Origin of the sequence: Alkalinema pantanalense CENA528, assembly GCF_050753345.1 — a bacterium.
In the GTDB taxonomy this organism is placed as follows: Bacteria; Cyanobacteriota; Cyanobacteriia; order Leptolyngbyales; family Leptolyngbyaceae; genus Alkalinema; species Alkalinema pantanalense.
This window is the reverse complement of the sequence record NZ_JBLZFX010000114.1, coordinates 1-18,810: the sequence shown is the minus strand read 5'-3', so window position 1 is coordinate 18,810 and position 18,810 is coordinate 1. Positions and strand designations below refer to the sequence as shown.

General features: G+C 49.5%; 15 protein-coding genes and 1 tRNA gene. 6 read left to right on the top strand and 10 right to left on the bottom strand.

Annotation, left to right across the window (positions count from 1 at the left end):
- Positions 1–207 precede the first annotated feature (207 nt).
- The 5 genes from bicA to ACN4EG_RS24135 all read right to left on the bottom strand — a co-directional run bounded on the left by bicA (position 208) and on the right by ACN4EG_RS24135 (position 5,766).
- Positions 208–1,872 carry a bicarbonate transporter BicA gene (gene bicA, locus ACN4EG_RS24155; protein ID WP_431632831.1) on the bottom strand — a complete coding sequence of 555 codons (1,665 nt, stop codon included), beginning with the start codon at positions 1,870–1,872 and terminating at the stop codon, positions 208–210.
- A 431-nt stretch (positions 1,873–2,303) separates the two neighbouring features.
- Positions 2,304–3,716: a cation:proton antiporter gene (locus ACN4EG_RS24150; protein WP_431632830.1), complete on the bottom strand. Its 1,413-nt coding sequence runs from the start codon at positions 3,714–3,716 to the stop codon at positions 2,304–2,306.
- A 147-nt stretch (positions 3,717–3,863) separates the two neighbouring features.
- Positions 3,864–4,202 carry a P-II family nitrogen regulator gene (locus tag ACN4EG_RS24145; RefSeq protein ID WP_431632829.1) on the bottom strand — a complete coding sequence of 113 codons (339 nt, stop codon included), beginning with the start codon at positions 4,200–4,202 and terminating at the stop codon, positions 3,864–3,866.
- 86 nt (positions 4,203–4,288) lie between these two features.
- Complete coding sequence (locus ACN4EG_RS24140) at positions 4,289–5,398, bottom strand: sodium-dependent bicarbonate transport family permease (RefSeq protein ID WP_431632828.1); 1,110 nt, start codon at positions 5,396–5,398, stop codon at positions 4,289–4,291.
- 110 nt (positions 5,399–5,508) lie between these two features.
- Complete coding sequence (locus ACN4EG_RS24135; protein WP_431632827.1) at positions 5,509–5,766, bottom strand: hypothetical protein; 258 nt, start codon at positions 5,764–5,766, stop codon at positions 5,509–5,511.
- Between the two features lie 950 nt (positions 5,767–6,716).
- Between ACN4EG_RS24135 and ACN4EG_RS24130 the strand changes: the two genes are divergently transcribed.
- Together ACN4EG_RS24130 and tpiA are read left to right on the top strand one after the other, a co-directional pair.
- Entirely contained in the window at positions 6,717–7,514 is a 798-nt protein-coding gene (locus ACN4EG_RS24130) for an SWIM zinc finger family protein (RefSeq protein WP_431632826.1), read from the top strand.
- An 85-nt stretch (positions 7,515–7,599) separates the two neighbouring features.
- The gene (gene tpiA, locus ACN4EG_RS24125) at positions 7,600–8,325 is read left to right on the top strand and encodes a triose-phosphate isomerase (protein ID WP_431632825.1); all 726 of its coding nucleotides are present in this window, start codon (positions 7,600–7,602) and stop codon (positions 8,323–8,325) included.
- 173 nt (positions 8,326–8,498) lie between these two features.
- Here the strand turns inward: tpiA and ACN4EG_RS24120 are convergent, their stop codons facing one another.
- Positions 8,499–9,962, bottom strand: a complete 1,464-nt coding sequence (locus ACN4EG_RS24120; protein WP_431632824.1) for a tetratricopeptide repeat protein — start codon at positions 9,960–9,962, stop codon at positions 8,499–8,501.
- A 488-nt stretch (positions 9,963–10,450) separates the two neighbouring features.
- Positions 10,451–10,699: a Ycf34 family protein gene (locus ACN4EG_RS24115; RefSeq protein WP_431632823.1), complete on the bottom strand. Its 249-nt coding sequence runs from the start codon at positions 10,697–10,699 to the stop codon at positions 10,451–10,453.
- 255 nt (positions 10,700–10,954) lie between these two features.
- On the opposite strand from ACN4EG_RS24115, the gene ACN4EG_RS24110 reads away from it, so the two are divergent.
- Complete coding sequence (locus tag ACN4EG_RS24110) at positions 10,955–12,349, top strand: tRNA nucleotidyltransferase/poly(A) polymerase family protein (RefSeq protein ID WP_431632822.1); 1,395 nt, start codon at positions 10,955–10,957, stop codon at positions 12,347–12,349.
- Between the two features lie 223 nt (positions 12,350–12,572).
- Here the strand turns inward: ACN4EG_RS24110 and ACN4EG_RS24105 are convergent, their stop codons facing one another.
- Both ACN4EG_RS24105 and queG read right to left on the bottom strand, forming a co-directional pair.
- Complete coding sequence (locus tag ACN4EG_RS24105) at positions 12,573–13,223, bottom strand: PTPA-CTERM sorting domain-containing protein (protein ID WP_431632821.1); 651 nt, start codon at positions 13,221–13,223, stop codon at positions 12,573–12,575.
- A 484-nt stretch (positions 13,224–13,707) separates the two neighbouring features.
- Entirely contained in the window at positions 13,708–14,721 is a 1,014-nt protein-coding gene (gene queG / locus ACN4EG_RS24100; protein WP_431632820.1) for a tRNA epoxyqueuosine(34) reductase QueG, read from the bottom strand.
- A gap of 96 nt (positions 14,722–14,817) precedes the next feature.
- On the opposite strand from queG, the gene ACN4EG_RS24095 reads away from it, so the two are divergent.
- Entirely contained in the window at positions 14,818–15,261 is a 444-nt protein-coding gene (locus ACN4EG_RS24095; RefSeq protein ID WP_431632819.1) for an Rrf2 family transcriptional regulator, read from the top strand.
- 64 nt (positions 15,262–15,325) lie between these two features.
- Here the strand turns inward: ACN4EG_RS24095 and ACN4EG_RS24090 are convergent, their stop codons facing one another.
- Entirely contained in the window at positions 15,326–16,627 is a 1,302-nt protein-coding gene (locus tag ACN4EG_RS24090; RefSeq protein WP_431632818.1) for a tetratricopeptide repeat protein, read from the bottom strand.
- Positions 16,628–16,895: 268 nt separating this feature from the next.
- Here ACN4EG_RS24090 and ACN4EG_RS24085 point away from each other — a divergent pair.
- Both ACN4EG_RS24085 and aroC read left to right on the top strand, forming a co-directional pair.
- Positions 16,896–16,967, top strand: a tRNA-Lys gene (locus ACN4EG_RS24085).
- A 574-nt stretch (positions 16,968–17,541) separates the two neighbouring features.
- Positions 17,542–18,627, top strand: coding sequence for a chorismate synthase (gene aroC, locus ACN4EG_RS24080; RefSeq protein ID WP_431632817.1), 1,086 nt, complete (start codon positions 17,542–17,544; stop codon positions 18,625–18,627).
- Positions 18,628–18,810: the final 183 nt, after the last annotated feature.

Genomic DNA, 18,810 nt, shown 5'->3' with positions numbered 1-18,810 from the left:
CCGCTTAATGTTCAACGCAGCAGGCTTGTGGAACTTCTACTTAGATGCAGCATAAGTTAGATAACAGTCAGGGCAAACCCTGTCCCAGAGCTGGTTTTATTTCCCAACAACTCTAGTATAAAAAAGACAACCGAATGCGCAAATCAAGGAATGGAGCATCGGTTGTCTTTCTGATTGAATGGAAGGGCTATCAAGCCAACGATCGGTTTAGATCGTGGCCCCCTTTAAATGCACTTGATCGACTGCTTGGCGGAGTGCTTCCGTCCGATCTGCAATCACATGTTCTGGATGAATCATCTCCAAGAGTCCTAGCTTATTCAAGCGGCGCTGGATTTTTTCGCTGGCTCCCACAATGTAGACTTGGAGTCCTTTATCGGCAGCATCCCGAATTACATTTTCGATCGCTAAGGATGCAGTCACTCCCATGGAAGGCACTTCTTTCAGATCCACAATCAGGGCATCAGCATCTTTCATGGCATTGTGTTCCCGCGCGATTGCCTTAGACAAACCAAAAATCATCGGGCCACTCAAACAGAACAGCAAGACCCGTCCTTGCCCCTTATCCAACAGCCATTTTTGTTCATCGCTGAGATTTTGATCATCATCGTCGAAGTCAGAAATCAGCTTCACCCCTGAGGCTTGCATTTCACTCAATTGGTTGATAGTGAGGATATTGGCAATAAATACACCGATACCCACTGCCACGATCAAGTCCACAAACACGGTTAACAACAGTACCCCGTACATAATCAGGGAACCCTTGCTGGAAATTTTGTGCGATCGCTTCAAGAAACTCCAGTCAAGGATATCAATCCCCACCTTGAGTGCAATCCCTGCCAGCACCGCCATCGGAATGGGTTGGGTCAATTTAGCCGCACCCAATACAACCACCAGAAGCACCAATGCCCGCGTCAAGCCAGACACTGCTGATTTTGCCCCAGTTTGAATATTCACGACCGTTCCCATCGTGGCTCCGGCTCCAGGTAAACCGCCACACAGCCCCGAAACTATATTGCCAATCCCTTGACCAATCAACTCTTTATTCGAGTCATGCTCCGTCCGCGTCAAGCTATCCGCCACCACCGCAGTCAGCAGGGTATCGATACAGCCCAACATCCCCAGCATCACCCCATCCACCAACATCGTCGTCAATTGACCAGGGCTGAAAGTTGGTAGTTGCAGCGGTGGCAGTCCCACGGGAATTTCCCCAATCCGCCGAATATCGGCATTGCCAAACACCGTTAGAGAAATGATTGTGCCCACGATTAAAGCAATCAACTGAGGCGGCACTAGCTGTTTAATCTTCTTGGGCATGAAGAAGATAATTGCTAGCGTCAACGCCCCCAAAATCGCTTCTGGTGGATTGACATTGGCAATCAACTGGGGAATGGATAGGAAGGTTCCCAGCACGCCACCTTTGGGGGCAGCCTGCCCCAGAAACGGCGCAATTTGCAGAATAATCAGAATCACCCCGATTCCTGACATAAAGCCCGAAATCACGCTGTAGGGCATCATTGTGACGTACTTGCCCAATTTGAAAATTCCAAACACAATTTGGAATAATCCTGCTAGCATGACAACAGTGAAGGCCATTGCTAGACCATTTTCCGGGTTGCTGGCCGTGAGACTGGCAACGATCGCCGTCATTACCACGGTCATGGGTCCCGTCGGCTCCGAAATTAGCGTTGGTGTTCCGCCAAATAAAGCAGCGAAAAAACCAACACAGACTGCCCCATAGAGTCCACCCAGGGGACCCACCCCCGAGGCAACGCCAAAGGCTAGAGCAAGGGGGAGCGAGACAACGGCAGCCGTTACACCGCCGAAGATATCGCCTCTAAGGTTGTTGAACCTGATTTGATTGGTTATTGCCATACTTGTGGTGAATGAACGGTAGATCGGACTAACGATAAGTGATCCATTTCATCGAAAGGATCAGCTGATCAAAATCGGCGGGGGATGGCATTGAGCATCTGCCATCGCCTATTCAAACCATTCTCCACAGCAAACTGCCGAGAGTGATTCCCGTGCGACTTCAATCTGTGAAAAACTGAATCGGAGATAGCTAAATTATTCAGATTATGTTTAACTGTACGCTACTCTGTGTAGCAACCTCATTAAGCTACCAAGGGAAAGCTTTCTGATTGTATAGAAAATTATCTATATTTTAGGACACCAATTTTATTCGTTGAGTAAACCGCTTTAAGGGCTAAGAAAGAAAATAAAATCCTGGTGGTCGGGATAGGTGGCTTTGCCCCAACCACCAGGATTTTGTTAACTCGAAGACCCGTTGCCCCGTAAGACCGTTACTTACTCGCTGCTTCCACAGGACTGGTCGATTCTAGGATGGGATCCTTGGATGAACCAAAGGCAACCCGCAAAAAGGGCGGAGCTAGGAACGTGGTCAAGATCACCATGATAATGATCGACACCTCCAACGGCTTATCCAAAATGCCACTGGCTGAACCGATGCCAGCAAACACCAGACCCACCTCACCACGAGGGATCATCCCCACCCCGATCGCGAGGCGATTGATGCCGGGGACTCCAAACGTTGCCCAGCCCGTCACGAGTTTGCCTACGATCGCGACTCCCACCAAAAAGACAGCAATCAAGAGTCCTGCCTGATTCTCCGGTACTGCCGGGTTCAAAACCCCGAGGTCGGCCCGTGCTCCCACCGTGACAAAGAAGATGGGAACCAGTAAATCGGCGATGGGTTTGACTAGTTCATCTAACTCATTCCGGGCATCGGTTTCATCCAGCACCAAACCCGCTGCAAAGGCACCCAAAATAGCTTCGAGATGAATGGCGTTGCCTAAAAATGCCATAAAGAAAGCAAAGATGAATGCCGGAATTACAATATTTCCACGAGTTTTAAGTTTCTCAACGATCGCTACAAACGTTTTGTTGAAAACACCGCCCAACAAAATTGAGCCAATCAAAAATGCCGTAGCACTCGCAATCAAGTAAATGACATTGGTGACATCAATTTCACCAGTCTTCGCTAAGCTAGCAACCACGGCTAGAACAATAATGCCGAGGACATCATCAATCACCGCTGCACCAACAATGATTTGCCCTTCTTTGGATTTAAGTTGACCCAGTTCTGACAAAACTTTGGAGGTAATTCCGATACTGGTTGCCGTTAATGCCGCCCCTGCAAAAATCGCTGGAATGGCGGCAACATGAAAGAGCAGCATCAACCCGGCAGTCCCCGCCGCAAACGGTGCTGCGACTCCGACACAGGCGACAACCGTGGCTTGAATACCCACTTCCTTCAGTTGCCGTAGATCGGATTCCAGGCCAATTTCAAACAGCAGAATAATCACACCGATTTCAGCCAGAACCGAAATCACTTCGCTTTGCGACTCGAAAATCCGGGTCACTGCTTCTGGGGCCAGATGATTCAAGCTTTGCAAGGCTGACATAATCACGGAGTCAGAGGCAGACAGCCCTCCTTCGGGGAAAATCACCAAATGCAACGCCGAAACGCCGACAATCACCCCCGCAACCAGTTCTCCCAAGACAGGTGGAAAATCCAGTCGTTTAGCGATTTCTGACCCGAGTTTACTTGCCAAATAAATGACAACCAATGTGAGCAATACACCAGACAGAATGATGGGTGAATCCTCAGCAACAGCAGTCGCCAGGGATGGGGTCGGAGCCATGAGAGCGGCTATCCCCTGACTGAAAATCGGCAGAATGTTGGACAAAATCATGAATTTAAAGCGGTGAAGGTTAAGGGTTTGAAGGAGTTAGAAAACTCTGAGAAGCCGTGAAAAAGGCAACCGACCAAAGACGATAGTCCATTGGATGCGGTTGCCTAAATGGCCAAGACATACCCCGGTCATTTAGGTCTACGTCATCTAGATTTCACAGCCCTCTGGGCCACAGAAACTTTGCCCGTACAAGACCTCCGCATCACAGAGATAGATCATGCCTGCAAAATCGGTGAAGAACTGTCCTGCGACCTGATTTGCAATATTCTGGGCCATAATTCGATCGGGGGTGAGCACCTCAAACTTGATATTCGCTGTGGTGTCAGAAACACTAGGATGTCCCGTCGAGCGCACATTGCGACTGCCCTTACCGCCCGTTTCTACCACCGTATAACCACTCGCCCCAGATTCTTCGATGATTGTGGCGATCTTTTTCAGCAGCACTTTTTCGGTGACGATGACAAGTTTTTTGGCTGGCTTGGCCATATTGGTTACCTCTTTGACAACATGTACATTAATCTACTGGGTCTGCCGAGCCAAAGGAGCACCGACAGACCGCAACCCATCTGGGATTAGCCGCCGAGCGCTTGGGCAAGGCCGAGGAAAAATGGGATACACAAGCCGATCGCAACGGGCGTACCAATGGCGGTGGAGGCACCAATGTAGGCGGAAGGATTGGCCGACGGGATACCCGCTCGCAACGTAGGCGGCCCTGAAATGTCTGAACTAGAAGCGGCAATGACAGCCAGAATCACAACGCCGCCCATACTGAATCCCACGAGTTGGTGGGCAATCATGCCGAGACCGAAGGCGAGTAGCCCGTGCACAAACGGTGCCACCACGCTATACACGACATACCATTGGGCCACCTTGCGCAGTTCGCCAATCCGTGACCATGCTTCCATGCCCATAACCAGCATCAAGATCGAAAGCAAGCCGCGAAAAGCAGGGTCGTAGAAGCTTTTATAAACACTCTCCGGCTGGGTAAAGATGCCCAGAGCAAGCCCTAACAGCATTGCCGATAAGGCAGGTCCTCGAAGACTTTCCTCAATGATCGGCCAGATCTTGACCCGATTATCTTCGGCTCCCTTCTGCTGGCTGAGATATTCTTGCCGACTGCTGGGATAACCTTCTTTACTCGAATAATCGCCCGCCGCAACCATTTGCTCATTAGAGTAGGCTGCTTCTTTACGCTTCTTCTTATTGAGATAAATGTTGGCGACCACGATCGCAGTCACAAGGGCAGGGATATCCATGAAGGGATAGAGTGCGCCAGCCCATGCCTCGAATGACATTTTTTGTTCTTCCAGCACCGTCAAACCAGCAGCCATCGTGGAGCCACTCACGGCACCAAACAATCCACCAGTCGCGATTGCATCAACGACTTTGACCTTTGGCAGCTTGGCCAAGGTATAGCGAGCGATGAAGACAACCAGAATCCCTACAACTACAGCACAGATCATAGGTAAGACCATGGCTGACAGGTTGGAGTTACGGATGGCAATGCCACCGGTCAACCCGATTTTGGTGAGCAGCATGAAGACGATAATCGTACAAATCGACTCGGGAATGACCAACTCGCTTCCAAGCGCAGCAATGATCATCCCACCGATCAAAAAAGCGAGCGTTGGGGACTGCAACTGCTTCACGAAGTCCATGACAAACAAGGAAAAGAAATCCACGAATACCTCCTTGTGGCTCCTCTGATGATGAGGATTGCAATAAATGAAAAATGGCCTTAAGGGTTAAAACAATTAGGCGTGAGGCGCTTCGCCCCCTACAACACAGGTGTTCAAGAACAGGTGCTCAACGAACACTTGTAGACAGGGCTGACGGTCATTGACCCAGTTGTTTCAGAGAACAATGGGGCATCGCAGAATAATGCAGCAAACAACCCAATAAAAATTGCGCCAGACAGTCCCCCGATCGAGCCAACGCTAAACGTAATCCCGAAGGCTAGGACTAAGAGCAAGAAAACGATTGCGACAGTCACCCTGCCAAAGACATCTCCTTGCAGGTTATTAAACTGAATCAGATTGGCGACTTTCATGAATGGTGAATGAACAGTAAATCAAATTCTGATTGAGAGCAAGTTGTTTAGCTTAAGCCAATCTGCGATGGGCGAAGACCAATCGAATTCGCGATCGCAATGGATGCAATTAACGATGAATTTTTCTTCCGGGTTAGCAGAGACACCAAGGTCTGCGATATAGCTGAAAAATTATGATGCTTATTACAGTACGCCAATCTTGGGTGTAATGAATTCTCAAAATGAAGAAAAAAGCAATTTTTTCCATAGAAACCTTCTATTCTGGCTATAGAATTCGCGGAAAATCTTGTTTAGCTTAGTGTTCTATCTATTACTTGCATAAGACTATTGCTTGCATAGGACTATTGCTTGCATCAGAACTGCCATAAATAAAAAGATAATGAAGCGTTATGAAAATTATTAGTTAGTTATCACTAAAGTTGAGAGATTAAAATCATCACGCTGATAGGTAGTCAAGAATAGCCGAGGCGTTGCTGTTTTGTAGGTAGTATCGGAGTTGCTTTTCAATCCAAACTAAACAATTTTTCACAGCAGGTTCTGATGCCAGTTCGAGTCTGAATCTATAGATAAATCACATCACTTAATCATCTAGAAATTGATTGATTAGTAATTGACAAATCATCAAAAAAGAAATTAAAACATTGCCGACTCTAAATGGAGCATGAAAATGGAGCGTTCTAAGAGTCCTACAGAGTTTAATTCGACCACAGGTTTTGATTTAGCCCTAGTTCATATCCGCTAAGGGAACAGCGCATAAATGAAATCCCAATTGGGTAGGGGTAGGAGAGTAAAAGGGTAGGAGGGTAGGGGAATGAAGAGGGGATATTATTTCTTTGCAAATCCCTAATCCATAAAAAAGCCTTAAGGACTGATCGTTCAGCTCTCAGCATCTTCTACGATCGACCCATCCTTTCCCCCTCCCACAAACCACTCCCCATAATACAAAAACAATGTCCCACGATGAATCCATCCCCAGCCGCGAATGGTGGGCCCAACGCTGGATCGATGTGCTGGAATCCTTTGGATTTCGCCAACGGCTGGCCCGCGCCCGTACCTACGTTCGCGAAGGCCATGTCCTGAACCTCGACTTCCAAGATTCCAACGTCACGGCTCAAGTGCGCGGCACAGCCCCCGAACCGTACCAAGTCAAGCTCAAACTGGATCCCTTCACAGATGAACAATGGGATTTCGTGATTGATTCCATGGCTGATCGAGCCATCTTCTCAGCCAAACTGCTGGCGGGCGAAATGCCTCAAAATATTGAAGAAGTCTTTATTAGTAATGGCTTAAGTCTATTTCCCTTCAGCAAATTTGATATTCACAGCCATTGCAATTGCCCCGATCCGGTCAATCCCTGCAAACACATCGGTGCAGTCTACTATCTTCTGGGCGATCGCTTTAGTGAGGATCCCTTCGTGCTGTTTCAACTGCGAGGTCGCACCAAAGACAGCATCCTAGAAGCCCTGCGCCAACGCCGCCAAACCGAATCCTCCCCTACTCCCACCCCTGCTCCAGAGGCCAAATCCTGGTCGATCGAGCAATTTTGGCATTACACCGCACAATTGGATCCGTCTCTAGTTGTCATTGCTCCCAGTAGTGGCGAAACTTTACTCGATATCCTTGGCGAAATTCCCTTTCCCCAAGATCAAATTTCTGTGGAACAACGCCAAGCTCTTCTAATCCATCTCAAAGACCTCTACTCCCAAGTCGGTCAAGCGGCTGTGATGCAAGCCATGACTGCCCCCTAGGAGAAATCGGAAACACTGCGCACGGTGTCCCCCCAACCCTGTAGACTAATTGAGGAATTTTGTGTAGTAGCCTACGAAGTCACCCGTGCGAAAAATTATTCTGGCTGGCAATTGGAAGATGTTTAAAACCCAAGCCGAAACGCTTGAGTTTATGCAAGGGTTTAAGCCACTCGTCGATGAAGCCCCCACCGATCGCGAAATCGTCCTTTGTGTTCCCTTTACCGATCTCTCCGTGCTATCTAAAACGCTTCACGGTGGTCGGATCCATATGGGAGCCCAGAATGTGCATTGGGAAGACAGTGGCGCATTTACGGGCGAAATTTCTGCCTCGATGCTGGTGGAAATAGGCGTGCGCTACGTTGTTATTGGCCATAGTGAACGTCGCCAATACTTCGGCGAAACGGATGAAACGGTCAACTTCCGGCTGCGGGCGGCCCAAAAGGCGGGGTTAACTCCTATCCTCTGCGTCGGCGAAACCAAGCAACAACGGGATGCAGGCGAAACGGAAAATGTCATTTTTGACCAGTTGGCCAAGGACTTAATCGGCGTAGACCAGAGGAATTTGGTGATTGCCTATGAACCGATTTGGGCGATCGGGACGGGGGATACCTGTGCCGCCGATGAAGCCAACCGCGTCATTGGATTAATCCGTAGCAAGCTCAGCAATCCTGATGTGACGATTCAGTACGGCGGTTCCGTCAAACCCGATAATATTGACGAGATCATGGCCCAATCCGAAATTGACGGTGCCTTAGTAGGCGGTGCCAGCCTAGAACCCAACAGTTTTGCCCGCATCGTTAACTACCAGTAATCACGACACAGGTCTCACGGCATCAACCGTCATGGTGGTGTCGTTCAATTGTGATGTCATCCATCAGCGCTATTACTGCAAAAACCCCCAGGATCCCGTTGAGATCCTGAGGGTTTTTGGTTGGTTGATCGAGGTTGTGAATCTCGATCGCAGGTTTTAGCGTCAGAAGGGGTCTAGCGCCGTTGTAACCAAGCAATCACTTGGCGGTATCCTTCCGGCTGGTTGGTTTGCAGGTACAGATCCGCTGCTTGTTTCAAGTCCGATCGGGCTGCCCCAGCTTGTCCCACCTGTGCCATTAACTTCCCTCGCTCAAAATAGGCATCCGCTTGCTTCGGATTGAGCCGGAGTGATTCGGTATAGTCTGCGATTGCACCCATGCTATCTCCCGCCATCTGCCGTGCCTTACCCCGCTGGAAAAAGGCATTAGCATCACTGGTATTGAGGGCGATCGCTTGGGTGTAGTCATTGACCGCTTCAGCCGCATTCCCCAACTTTTGATAGGCTTGGGCACGGCTGGTATAGGCATCAGCTAAGGTCGAGTTATGTTGCAACGCACGACTGTAGTCCGCCAGCGCTCCTTGGGTATCCCCCAGTTGCATGCGGATATCCGCGATCGCCTTGTAAGCTGCGGCATCATCAGGACGCAGTTTCAGCACCTGCTCAAAGTCCCGAATGGCAGCGGATTGGTTGCCCGCCATTAAGTACAAACTGCCCCGCTGAAACAAAGCATCGGCATGGTCTGGCTCTACCTCTAACACTTTCGTCAAATCCGCCGCCGCCAAGTCATATTTCTTCTGAAGCGTATAACTCAGGGCACGGTTGTAGAAGGCGGTTCCGTAGTTAGCTCTGTGCTGAATTGCCGTGGTAAAGTCTTTAACCGCTTGATCCAGTTGGCCTGCCTTATGGTAGACCATCCCTCGATTCAAGTAAGCTTCGGCAAAGTTGCCCTGAAGTTGGATAGCTTGGTTGAGGTCGCTCAACGCCCCATCCCGATCGCCCAGTTGGGAACGGACATACCCGCGATTCACCAAGGCAGCGACGTTATTCGGCTGGGATTGCAGGACAATATCCAACTCTGCCAATGCTTTTGGCAAATCCCCAGATTGTGCATGGGCATAGCCCACATTCACCTGAGCCATGACGAAATTAGGATTACGCTTCAGCGCTTCGTTCCAATCCTCAAGGGCCTGGGTTGACTCGCCCATTTGATAACGCAGATTCGCTCGCTGGGCATAGGCCAAGGCATTACCGGGATCCAAGTCGATCGCTTGGTTTAAATCTTGCATTGCAGCGGCCCGATCGCCCATCTGCATCCGCACAGTGCCCCGACCCACATAGGCAGAACTGTATTTAGAATACCGCTGAATAGCTTGGTTATAGTTTGTTAAAGCTGCCACAAACTCTTTCTTTTGGGCATCTTTTTCCGCTTGTTGGAAAAAAGATTGCGCAGCCACCATATCCGGATTGGGCGCAGTCGGTGTAGAAGAAGGAGTTACGGCTGAGTTGGTCGAGGTTGCTGCCACAGATGTTGTAGACTCAGCAAAACTGGGTGTCGCCAATCCGACTAGGGGTGTAACGAAGCTCAGGAAAGTCATGTAGCCCAGAAGTTTACGCTGGACAATATTTTGAGTGCTCATGGCGCTGAATGGTTCGAACGTGGGACAGATGAACTCGGACAGAAACTGATAGACAGAGTTTTCCCCCACGGAAGTTCCCCAGTCACAGTTTCTTCGCAAGAAGTTTAAAATTCTCGACTTTTCTTGCTTTTGCTTTTCAACGCACCGTTTTAAGCAGCGGTGATTGATCGGCTGTCACAGCTTGTTGTCAATATGCCCAGTTTGATCCCAAGTAACGACATGTTATGGCAGACATCTGGTTGTAGATATCTGGTTATAGGTCTTCTGGTTATAGGTCTTCTACAGATCTAAGGGAACAGCGCATAAATAAAATCCCAATTGGGTAGGGGTAAGAGAGTAAAAGGGTAGGGGAATGAAGAGGGAATATTATTTCTTTGCAAATCTCTAAGCTTCTGAATCCCTAAAAAGAAATTCAGGAGCCAAAGGTGCATCTCAAACAATATGATCCAACTGGAATTACTCAGGCCAGAATTATTCAGAAGCGATCGCTAGGTTGGGATCAGTTCACCAGGTCGCAGCCTTGCCCATTTCCCTTGATCCGCCACAAAGCTGAGGCACCCCACGACATCCCACTCCATTTCGATGTAGTCTACTTGTTCACGAATGTTGACATTAATCGTGGGTTCCGTGGCCTCAAAGTCTGGGGATTCTGTTAGATGGGGCTGCTGATGCTGGGCTTCTACCGCATGGTAGGTGGTACAGCGATCGACGTACTGACAATTTACGCAAATACACATCGTCTAACCTCTCCCTAACGCACAATGGGAATAACATCGGTAAAAAGACGCGCAGAACCGTAAGGCTTTTCTGATAATCTAACGCAGGCACAGAAATTATTCATCAGCAGCCGCATGGATTTTTGGGTGTGTCCGAGGATCGTCCAAGATTGTTGTAAGGGTTCTTCGATCGCCGCTTTGCGATCCCTCTGGCGGGATTGAGACAGTTCGGATTGAGAACGTACAGCGGGTAACTTTGCCCCATTGGCCGATCTAGTGTCTATTACTTCACTGAAAGGGTGGCTGAATTTGACTCCTTCTGTAACTGTTTTGCCTGTAACTGTTTTGCAAGAGCACACTTTGGGTTCTTCGGCATTATCCCCAAAGACATGGCCCTTTGATTTAGCATGGCTCCCCAGTTCTGCTTGTTTGGTGGGGGGGAGTGTGCGTGATGCGCTTTTGGAGCGCCATTCTGACTACCTCGATCTCGATTTTGTCTTGCCAGAAGGAGCAGTGGAAACGGCTCGGGCGATCGCCCGTCATTACAAGGCCGGGTTTGTTCTGCTGGATACGGAGCGACAGATTGCCCGCGTGGTGTTTAAGCAAGGGACGGCAGACTTTGCCCAGCAGGTGGGAGACACCTTGGAGGAAGATCTGCGCCGTCGAGATTTTACGATTAACGCGATCGCCTACAACCCCCATACATTGGAACTTTTGGATCCTTTGCACGGCTGCCGGGATCTGGAACAGGGACTTTTGCGGATGATTGCACCGGAAAATTTAGCTGAGGATCCGCTACGTCTTTTACGCGCCTATCGCCAAGCAGCTCAACTGGGTTTTCAGGTCGATGGCGAAACCCAAAAAGTCATTCGTCAGCTTGCGCCTAATTTAGCCCGCATTGCAGCGGAACGGGTGCAGTCGGAGTTGAATTACCTGCTTAGTTCCCGGCGGGGCACACCTCGCCTCCAAGGGGCTTGGGAAGATAGATTGCTGCAAGCATGGTTCCCCGATGCCACCGTAACCGGACTCGTGCAAGTCGCGGCGATCGACCAAACTCTACGGCGACTCAAGGAAGAGTGGCCCGAGTTCTACGGCGTTTTGCAGCAACGGATTCGTACCAGTGGGTCAGGCAAGGCGATCGAGAAGGAACCGGAAGCCTCTGGCAGTACCCGCACTTGGGTAACGACCGCTAAATTAGCCAGTCTGTTACCGCCCGATCTGACCGCCGCTGAAGCCCAACTCTGGAAGCTGAAGTATAGCCGTGCGGAAATTCAGGCCGTGATGACAGTGCTGAGGTACTTGCCAGAACTGCAAGCCGATTCGAATGTGCAACAGTGGTCGCTGGCGCAACAATATTTCTTTTTCCAAGGCGTCGGCGCGGTCTTTCCCGCGATCGCGCTAACGGCCATTGCGGTAGGGATTCCCTTGAATGGCATGGCGGCGATGGTCGATCGCTTTCTCGATCCCAAGGATCCCGTGGCCCATCCCCAACCCTTGCTCACCGGTCAGGATTTGATGACGGCGTTAAAAATTCCGCCTAGCCCCAGGATTGGTAAACTGTTGGCCGCGCTCCAACTGGCTCGGGCCGAGGGTAAAATTACCACGCGGGAAGAGGGGATCCAACTAGCCCATCAGTTGCTCAACGATCGGGATTTGGCTGACTGGTGGTAATTGGATAGGGGGTGATTGGTGCAGATCGAGAAGGAAAAAGGCAATTAACCTGGGTATTTGCTTTGGGGGATTGACTTTGTGATCGATCCATCACTTGAATGATTCCTGGCAACTAAAACACAAAAGGCTACTGTAGTAGAAAAGAGTCTCCTACCTACAGTAGCCCAGTGATCAGTCATTAGAATTGATCAATCAATAGACCTGATCAATAGACCTGATCAATTTAGCAGTTCTGTTCAGATGCTGCTTGAGCGCCTTTCCGCTTGCGCAGAACTACTACCCCCATCCCGATTAAGCCAGGTAGCATGGCTGGAGTGGGAATAGTTTCAACGGTCAGATTAGTCAACAGATAGTCATCACCACGATTAATCACACCAAGGCCAAAAGTTGAACCTTGGGCAATTGAGGGAGAGAAACTATAGGTACCAGTACCCAAATCGAGAAGATTACCGCCAGGAATATCAGCAGCTAGAACCTCTGTTCCATCAACTAATAGGCGGAAATCATCCTTACCATTGGGATCAATAAAAGGAACATTAACGCCAACCCTACTGAAAGTAGCAGAGATAATTTTGACCGTCTGGTTGAAGGTAAAATTGAGAACCTCGTTGATGCCTAACCCGTCAACTTGTAAGGAATCCAAACCGCCTTGCCAAATTCCAAGTCCATTCGGCCTCCAAACAACACTACCGCTATTGGCAGTCACACTAGTTAAGGGAGCGGAGCCTGAGAAGTTATAGACACTAGGGAGCAACGGGCCACCTGAAAAGTCGTAGGTAAATGTTGCTGCTTCCACAGGAGAGGCTGTGATGGAAGCAACTGCCAAAGTTGCCGCTGCCGCTAATGTACTTAGACCCAAACCTTTGAAATTCATTGTTTTACCCACCTAAGTAAATGAATGGTGTATTGATCAACAATCAACGCATGATTGAATTCAGTAGGTTACCGAAATACAGTAATGCTTTAACAGAGTCGCCATACAAAGTAAGTAGGCTGAACCGATGCAATCCCTCTGATATTTTGGTTGACTGATCAAACTTTCTCTCTCAACAGGTGAGGGATTGGAATGAGCCAAAGACTTTTGTCAGTCAATCAAATCTCACACTTCAAACTATCTGTCAAACTATTTGTAAAACTACTTACTGCTTCGGTAGCCTGTAATGCACCTAGGTAGAAGCTCGTAAATCCCTGTAATCTTGTGATGACGGCATGTCATTTCTACTCGTCATTTCTACTCAGATTCTAGGTGGATTTTATGACTAGTCTAGAGAATAATGAGGAAAGTTTATCTATACTTTATACAGAGGTAAATCTGTATGAGGTTATAGTAAGCTGTAAGTAGCAAAGCATATTGTCTGCTACTTATTATCTGGGTAGCGTGACTGTAGTTGACGGCTGCTATCGTGAAAGTCACTGGAGTCTAGGTTCGCACGGGCATTTCTCCGCCACATCTCCGGCTTGATTCTGCGTAAGGCCGAAGCGGGAAAGCGTCGATCGTATTCCGCAGCTTCCAGGTTGGCTAAATCTTGCAGTCTAGGCGCAATGTTATCTGGATAGGGCTGAAAGTCAGGAATATCCGTTTCTTGGGCAAAGCGCTGGTTCCAAGGACAGACATCTTGGCAAATATCACAGCCCGCTACCCAGCCTTGTAGATTGCTAGCTATATCACGGGGCAATTCATCGTTGCGATTCTCGATCGTATGGTAGGCAATGCAGCGATTGGCATCGACCACAAATGGTTGGGTAATTGCTGCCGTTGGACAGGCATCAATGCAACGGGTACAGGTGCCACAATGCTGCGTATGGGGTCGATCGGGTATTAATTCCACATTGGTTAAAATCTCGCCTAGAAAGACCCAGGAACCATATTCTCGGGTAATCACATTACTATTTTTCGCAATCCAGCCGATCCCTGCTCGCTCCGCCCAGACCTTGTCTTGAATCGGCCCGGTGTCTGCATAGTAACGGGTTTGAATCGCTTCAGTTTGGCTGTCTAACCCAGTTTGAGCTTCTAGCCAGAGGGAAAAAGCTTTGAGTCGCTTATGCAAGACTTTGTGGTAATCCCGACCCCACCCGTAGCGGGAAATTTTGCCATACTCTGGCTCTGTGGGTCGTTGGTCGGGCGTGTAGTAATTCATCGCGACGCAAATAATCGATCGCACCGTAGGCAAAATTTCATAGACATTCTGCCGTTTACTGGCCGCCATCCAAGCCATTTCCGCCTGATAGCCCTGGGCCAACCACGATCGCAAACCCTCCGGCTCCACGTCTGCCCAATCCGCCACTCGCACAATACCTACTTTATGAAATCCCAGATCTAGCGCTTTCTGTTTAATCGCACTGGTGATATTTGAGAATTCATTTACAGCCATAGGGTCACAGCGATCGGGAGTTGAGTAACTGATAATGGTAACAGGACAATTAGCCTGCTGTTGATCATTCGCTGACCATTACTGATCATTATTTGTATGAAACTGACGACCCGGGGTCACTACAGCGTCAAAGCTTTACTGGACCTGGCCTTTCAACCCAACTACGGCCCTGCTTCGGTCAACGCGATCGCCCAACGCCAGGACTTACCTGCGCCCTACCTAGAAAAGTTATTGATCGAACTGCGCAAAGCGGGTTTAGTCAAGGCAATTAGAGGGGCCCAAGGTGGGTATCAACTCGCTCAGTCCCCGACCCACATCACCCTAGGGCAAATTTTGGCGGCGGTCGGAGAAACGATCGAACCTCTACCACGTCAGACCCGCGACGATGCCCAAGCCGAAGATTGGGTCACGTTTGCCGTTTGGAATCGACTCCATCAAAAAATGCGCGATGTTCTCTACAGCATCAGCCTTGAAGATCTCTACTATGACGCTCGCAGTTGGCAAGCCTCCCAAGGAGCAGAAGCAAGCTTTATTGTGTAATTGAAGTTGAGGTCACGATGGACTGTTCGTTTAGGCAGTCTGGCATCACGATCTCGTAATTTTTCTAGTCATAGCCCGATCGAATCAACGATCCTGGTAGGGAGTCAAGGTTGCCTATGGTTTGTAACTGATTGAGTGTAATACGTCGCCGACTTTCTGCATCTACAAAACGTGGATTAATACTCAGCGCTTGATCAAAATTAAGCAATGCCTCTTGGTAAGCACCGAGATGACTTAAGGAAACCCCTCGGCTATACCATGCTTTGTCACACTGGGGATCAAGTTCTAGCACTTTGTTGTAACTTTCGATCGCGGCTTCATTGCGATTTAAGTAATCCAAGGCCCGTCCTCGACGGTACCAAGTCTCTGAGAGATGGGAATCAATCGCCAAGGCTTGGTCAAAACTGGCAATTGCCTCATCATAACGCCCCAACTTTTGTAAGGCATTGCCCCGCGCTGTCCAAGCAACGCTGAAATCCTGACGGTTCGCGATCGCTTGATCAAAATCCTGCACAGCCAACTCAAAATTCCCTAAGCGTTGCTGCAAGCAGCCTCGAACATACCAACCTTCTACCAGGGTTGGCGAAAGTTCTAGGGCACGGGTGTAACTGGCGATCGCTGTTTCCGGCTGATAGAGCGCTTCTAGGGTTTTGCCACGGTTGTACCACACGTCAGCCATCTGCGCGTCCAAAGCCAGTGCCCGATCGTAGCTATCTAAAGCTTCTTCTTGGAACCCCAATTTACGCAGCACATTGGCTCGGTTAAACCAAACCTGAGGCAAGTTGGATTTGATTTCCAACACCCGGTTGTACTTCGTCAACGCCTCCTCATACAGCCCCAACCGTTGAAACAGATTACCCGCGTTGTAATGGGCATTGGAAAAGTGCGGACGAAACTTCAGGGCACTTTCGTAGCTTGATAATGCCGCTTCGAGTTGTCCCAGATGGGTCTGGGCGATCGCTCGGTTATACCAAGCTTCGGCATAGTCAGGCCGCAGTTGGAGCGTTTGCTCATAGCTGTGGATGGCATCTTCCATCGCATTGAGCCGCATCAGTGCATTGCCTCGGTTGTACCAGGTTTTGTAACTATGACGGTTAAAAGCTAGGGCTCGATCGTAGCTAGTAATGGCCTCTTCGTAACGTCCTTGGGCCGCCAACGTTTTGCCTAAGTGGTTCCAAGCAGGTTCAAAATCTTCCCGAATCGCCAAAACTTCTTTAAAGCTGGAGATCGCTTCGGTAACAGCGCCAGCATGCATAAAGGCTTTTCCCCGCTCATACCAAAGGACATACCAATCGGGCCGTTGGTGAATGGCTCGGTCAAAATAGACGATCGCATCTTCGTAGAGCCCTGCGTTACAAAGACGCATGCCCTGCTCAAAAACAGATTCAGCTCCCAAACTGTGGCGCATATCCCACTGTATAATCCCACTGTAAATATTAGGCACGTAAATGGTGGTAAGAGATATCTATCTTACTCAGGGGGGCTTTTCCAGAAAATGTTTCGGCCTTGAAATAGGAAGGGATTACACGTCCTCTCCCATTTGCAACTTTTTTTGGTGAACCCCTTGCCAAATTCCCCTAAGATTGTGTTAATATCACTAAGGCAAGCGCGGTGAATGCGCATAAAGCCAAAACGGGTCGCTAGCTCAGCGGTAGAGCACTCGGCTTTTAACCGATTGGTCTTGGGTTCGAATCCCAGGCGACCCATTCTAAAGTCTTAATCCAAGCAAGGTATTCTACTGTATAGGAGTTTTATCCTGTATCTCTGGCGACTTACCAGGAGATCTATGGGGTCGATCTAGATTGTGTGCCTAGCTTGAACTGGTAGGTGATATTGGTGAGGAAGCCGACCCTGCCCTAAGCCTTTTCTGAAGCAACAATCCCACATCTTAGAATGCCCCGTTTTGCATGCTCCCCAGGCTGCTGTTCATCATCGAGTTGGTAATTGTCGCTGGACTCTGGTTTTCGACTCGTTCCCCATTTCGACTAGCAACCTATCCACAGGCTCATAGTGGGTATCAAGCTCATAGCGGGTATCGATACCATTATCGATCGATACATTGTCATAGGTCAGATACTCCTCTAGAGTCAATTGTTTTTGGCTAGTGACAGCGATGGGAAAGATTCTCCTCGACCATGTTTAGTTGAGCAAGGAGCCTGTTCAACGATAACGAGATTGCTTTTTACAAGTTCTGCGGGGAAGCTACCGGATTCGGCACCCATTTTCAGGTACGATCGAAACTCCAAAAACTTCGGAAAACAAGCCTCAACAAGATTCGCCATGGGTAGCACATTCGGTCATCTGTTTCGCATTACAACGTTTGGAGAATCCCACGGGGGAGGCGTTGGCGTCATTGTGGATGGCTGTCCACCCAAGGTGCAGATTTCCACAGAAGAAATCCAGTTTGAACTCGATCGTCGTCGCCCAGGCCAGAGCAAAATCAGCACGCCCCGCAAGGAAGAAGACACCTGCGAAATCCTTTCCGGGGTCTTGGATGGCCAAACCCTAGGAACCCCGATCGCTATCCTGGTTCGCAACAAAGACCACCGTTCCCAGGACTACGGCGACATGCAGGTGAAGTATCGCCCGTCCCATGCCGATGCTACCTATGATGCCAAGTACGGGATTCGAGCGGTGGCCGGGGGAGGCCGATCGTCGGCCCGGGAAACCATTGGTCGGGTCGCTGCGGGGGCGATCGCGAAAAAAATCCTCAAGGAAATAGCCGGAGTTGAAATCATTGGGTACGTCAAGCGCATTAAAGACTTGGAAGCCCATGTAGACGATGCCACCGTCACCCTAGAGCAAGTGGAAAGCAACATTGTCCGCTGTCCCGATGGGGAAATGGCCGATCGCATGATCGAGCGAATTGAGCAGGCACGGGACGAAGGCGATTCCCTAGGGGGCGTGGTGGAATGTGTGGCGCGGCGGGTGCCCTTGGGTTTGGGCGAACCTGTGTTTGACAAGTTGGAGGCCGATCTAGCGAAAGCGGTTATGTCCCTGCCTGCCAGCAAGGGCTTTGAAATTGGCTCTGGGTTCGCTGGAACGCTGATGACGGGCAGTGAACACAATGATGCGTTTTATATGGAGGGCGATCGGATTCGCACGATGACCAATCGATCGGGCGGCATCCAAGGTGGCATTTCCAACGGCGAAAATATTGTGATGCGGGTCGCGTTTAAACCAACGGCAACGATTCGTAAAGAACAACAAACCGTGAGTAAAGACGGCCAAGAAACGACGCTGTCTGCTAAAGGTCGCCATGATCCCTGTGTCTTGCCCCGTGCTGTGCCGATGGTGGAAGCGATGGTGGCCTTAGTACTGTGTGATCATTTGTTGCGGCAACGGGGGCAATGTGGCTTAGAGTGAGAAGTTTTGAGCGGCTCTGATTTAACCAGTACTGAATTGTCGTCATCAATACTTGGCGCTGGGCAGGTTTCATCAGATCAGGGAACAGCGCATAAATAAAATCCCAATTGGGTAGGGGTAGGAGAGTAAAAGGGTAGGAGGGTAGGGGAATGAAGAGGGGATATTATTTCTTTGCAAATCCCT

What these genes read in the sequence shown, in the direction of transcription:
- ACN4EG_RS24095 (WP_431632819.1), top strand. Translation starts at nt 14,818, where the DNA reads ATGAAACTGACGACCCGGGGTCACTACAGCGTCAAAGCTTTACTGGAC.
- aroC (WP_431632817.1), top strand. Translation starts at nt 17,542, where the DNA reads ATGGGTAGCACATTCGGTCATCTGTTTCGCATTACAACGTTTGGAGAA.
- ACN4EG_RS24090 (WP_431632818.1), bottom strand. Translation starts at nt 16,627, where the DNA reads ATGCGTCTTTGTAACGCAGGGCTCTACGAAGATGCGATCGTCTATTTT.
- queG (WP_431632820.1), bottom strand. Translation starts at nt 14,721, where the DNA reads ATGGCTGTAAATGAATTCTCAAATATCACCAGTGCGATTAAACAGAAA.
- ACN4EG_RS24115 (WP_431632823.1), bottom strand. Translation starts at nt 10,699, where the DNA reads ATGTGTATTTGCGTAAATTGTCAGTACGTCGATCGCTGTACCACCTAC.
- ACN4EG_RS24105 (WP_431632821.1), bottom strand. Translation starts at nt 13,223, where the DNA reads ATGAATTTCAAAGGTTTGGGTCTAAGTACATTAGCGGCAGCGGCAACT.
- ACN4EG_RS24145 (WP_431632829.1), bottom strand. Translation starts at nt 4,202, where the DNA reads ATGGCCAAGCCAGCCAAAAAACTTGTCATCGTCACCGAAAAAGTGCTG.
- ACN4EG_RS24135 (WP_431632827.1), bottom strand. Translation starts at nt 5,766, where the DNA reads ATGAAAGTCGCCAATCTGATTCAGTTTAATAACCTGCAAGGAGATGTC.
- bicA (WP_431632831.1), bottom strand. Translation starts at nt 1,872, where the DNA reads ATGGCAATAACCAATCAAATCAGGTTCAACAACCTTAGAGGCGATATC.
- ACN4EG_RS24150 (WP_431632830.1), bottom strand. Translation starts at nt 3,716, where the DNA reads ATGATTTTGTCCAACATTCTGCCGATTTTCAGTCAGGGGATAGCCGCT.
- ACN4EG_RS24120 (WP_431632824.1), bottom strand. Translation starts at nt 9,962, where the DNA reads ATGAGCACTCAAAATATTGTCCAGCGTAAACTTCTGGGCTACATGACT.
- ACN4EG_RS24130 (WP_431632826.1), top strand. Translation starts at nt 6,717, where the DNA reads ATGTCCCACGATGAATCCATCCCCAGCCGCGAATGGTGGGCCCAACGC.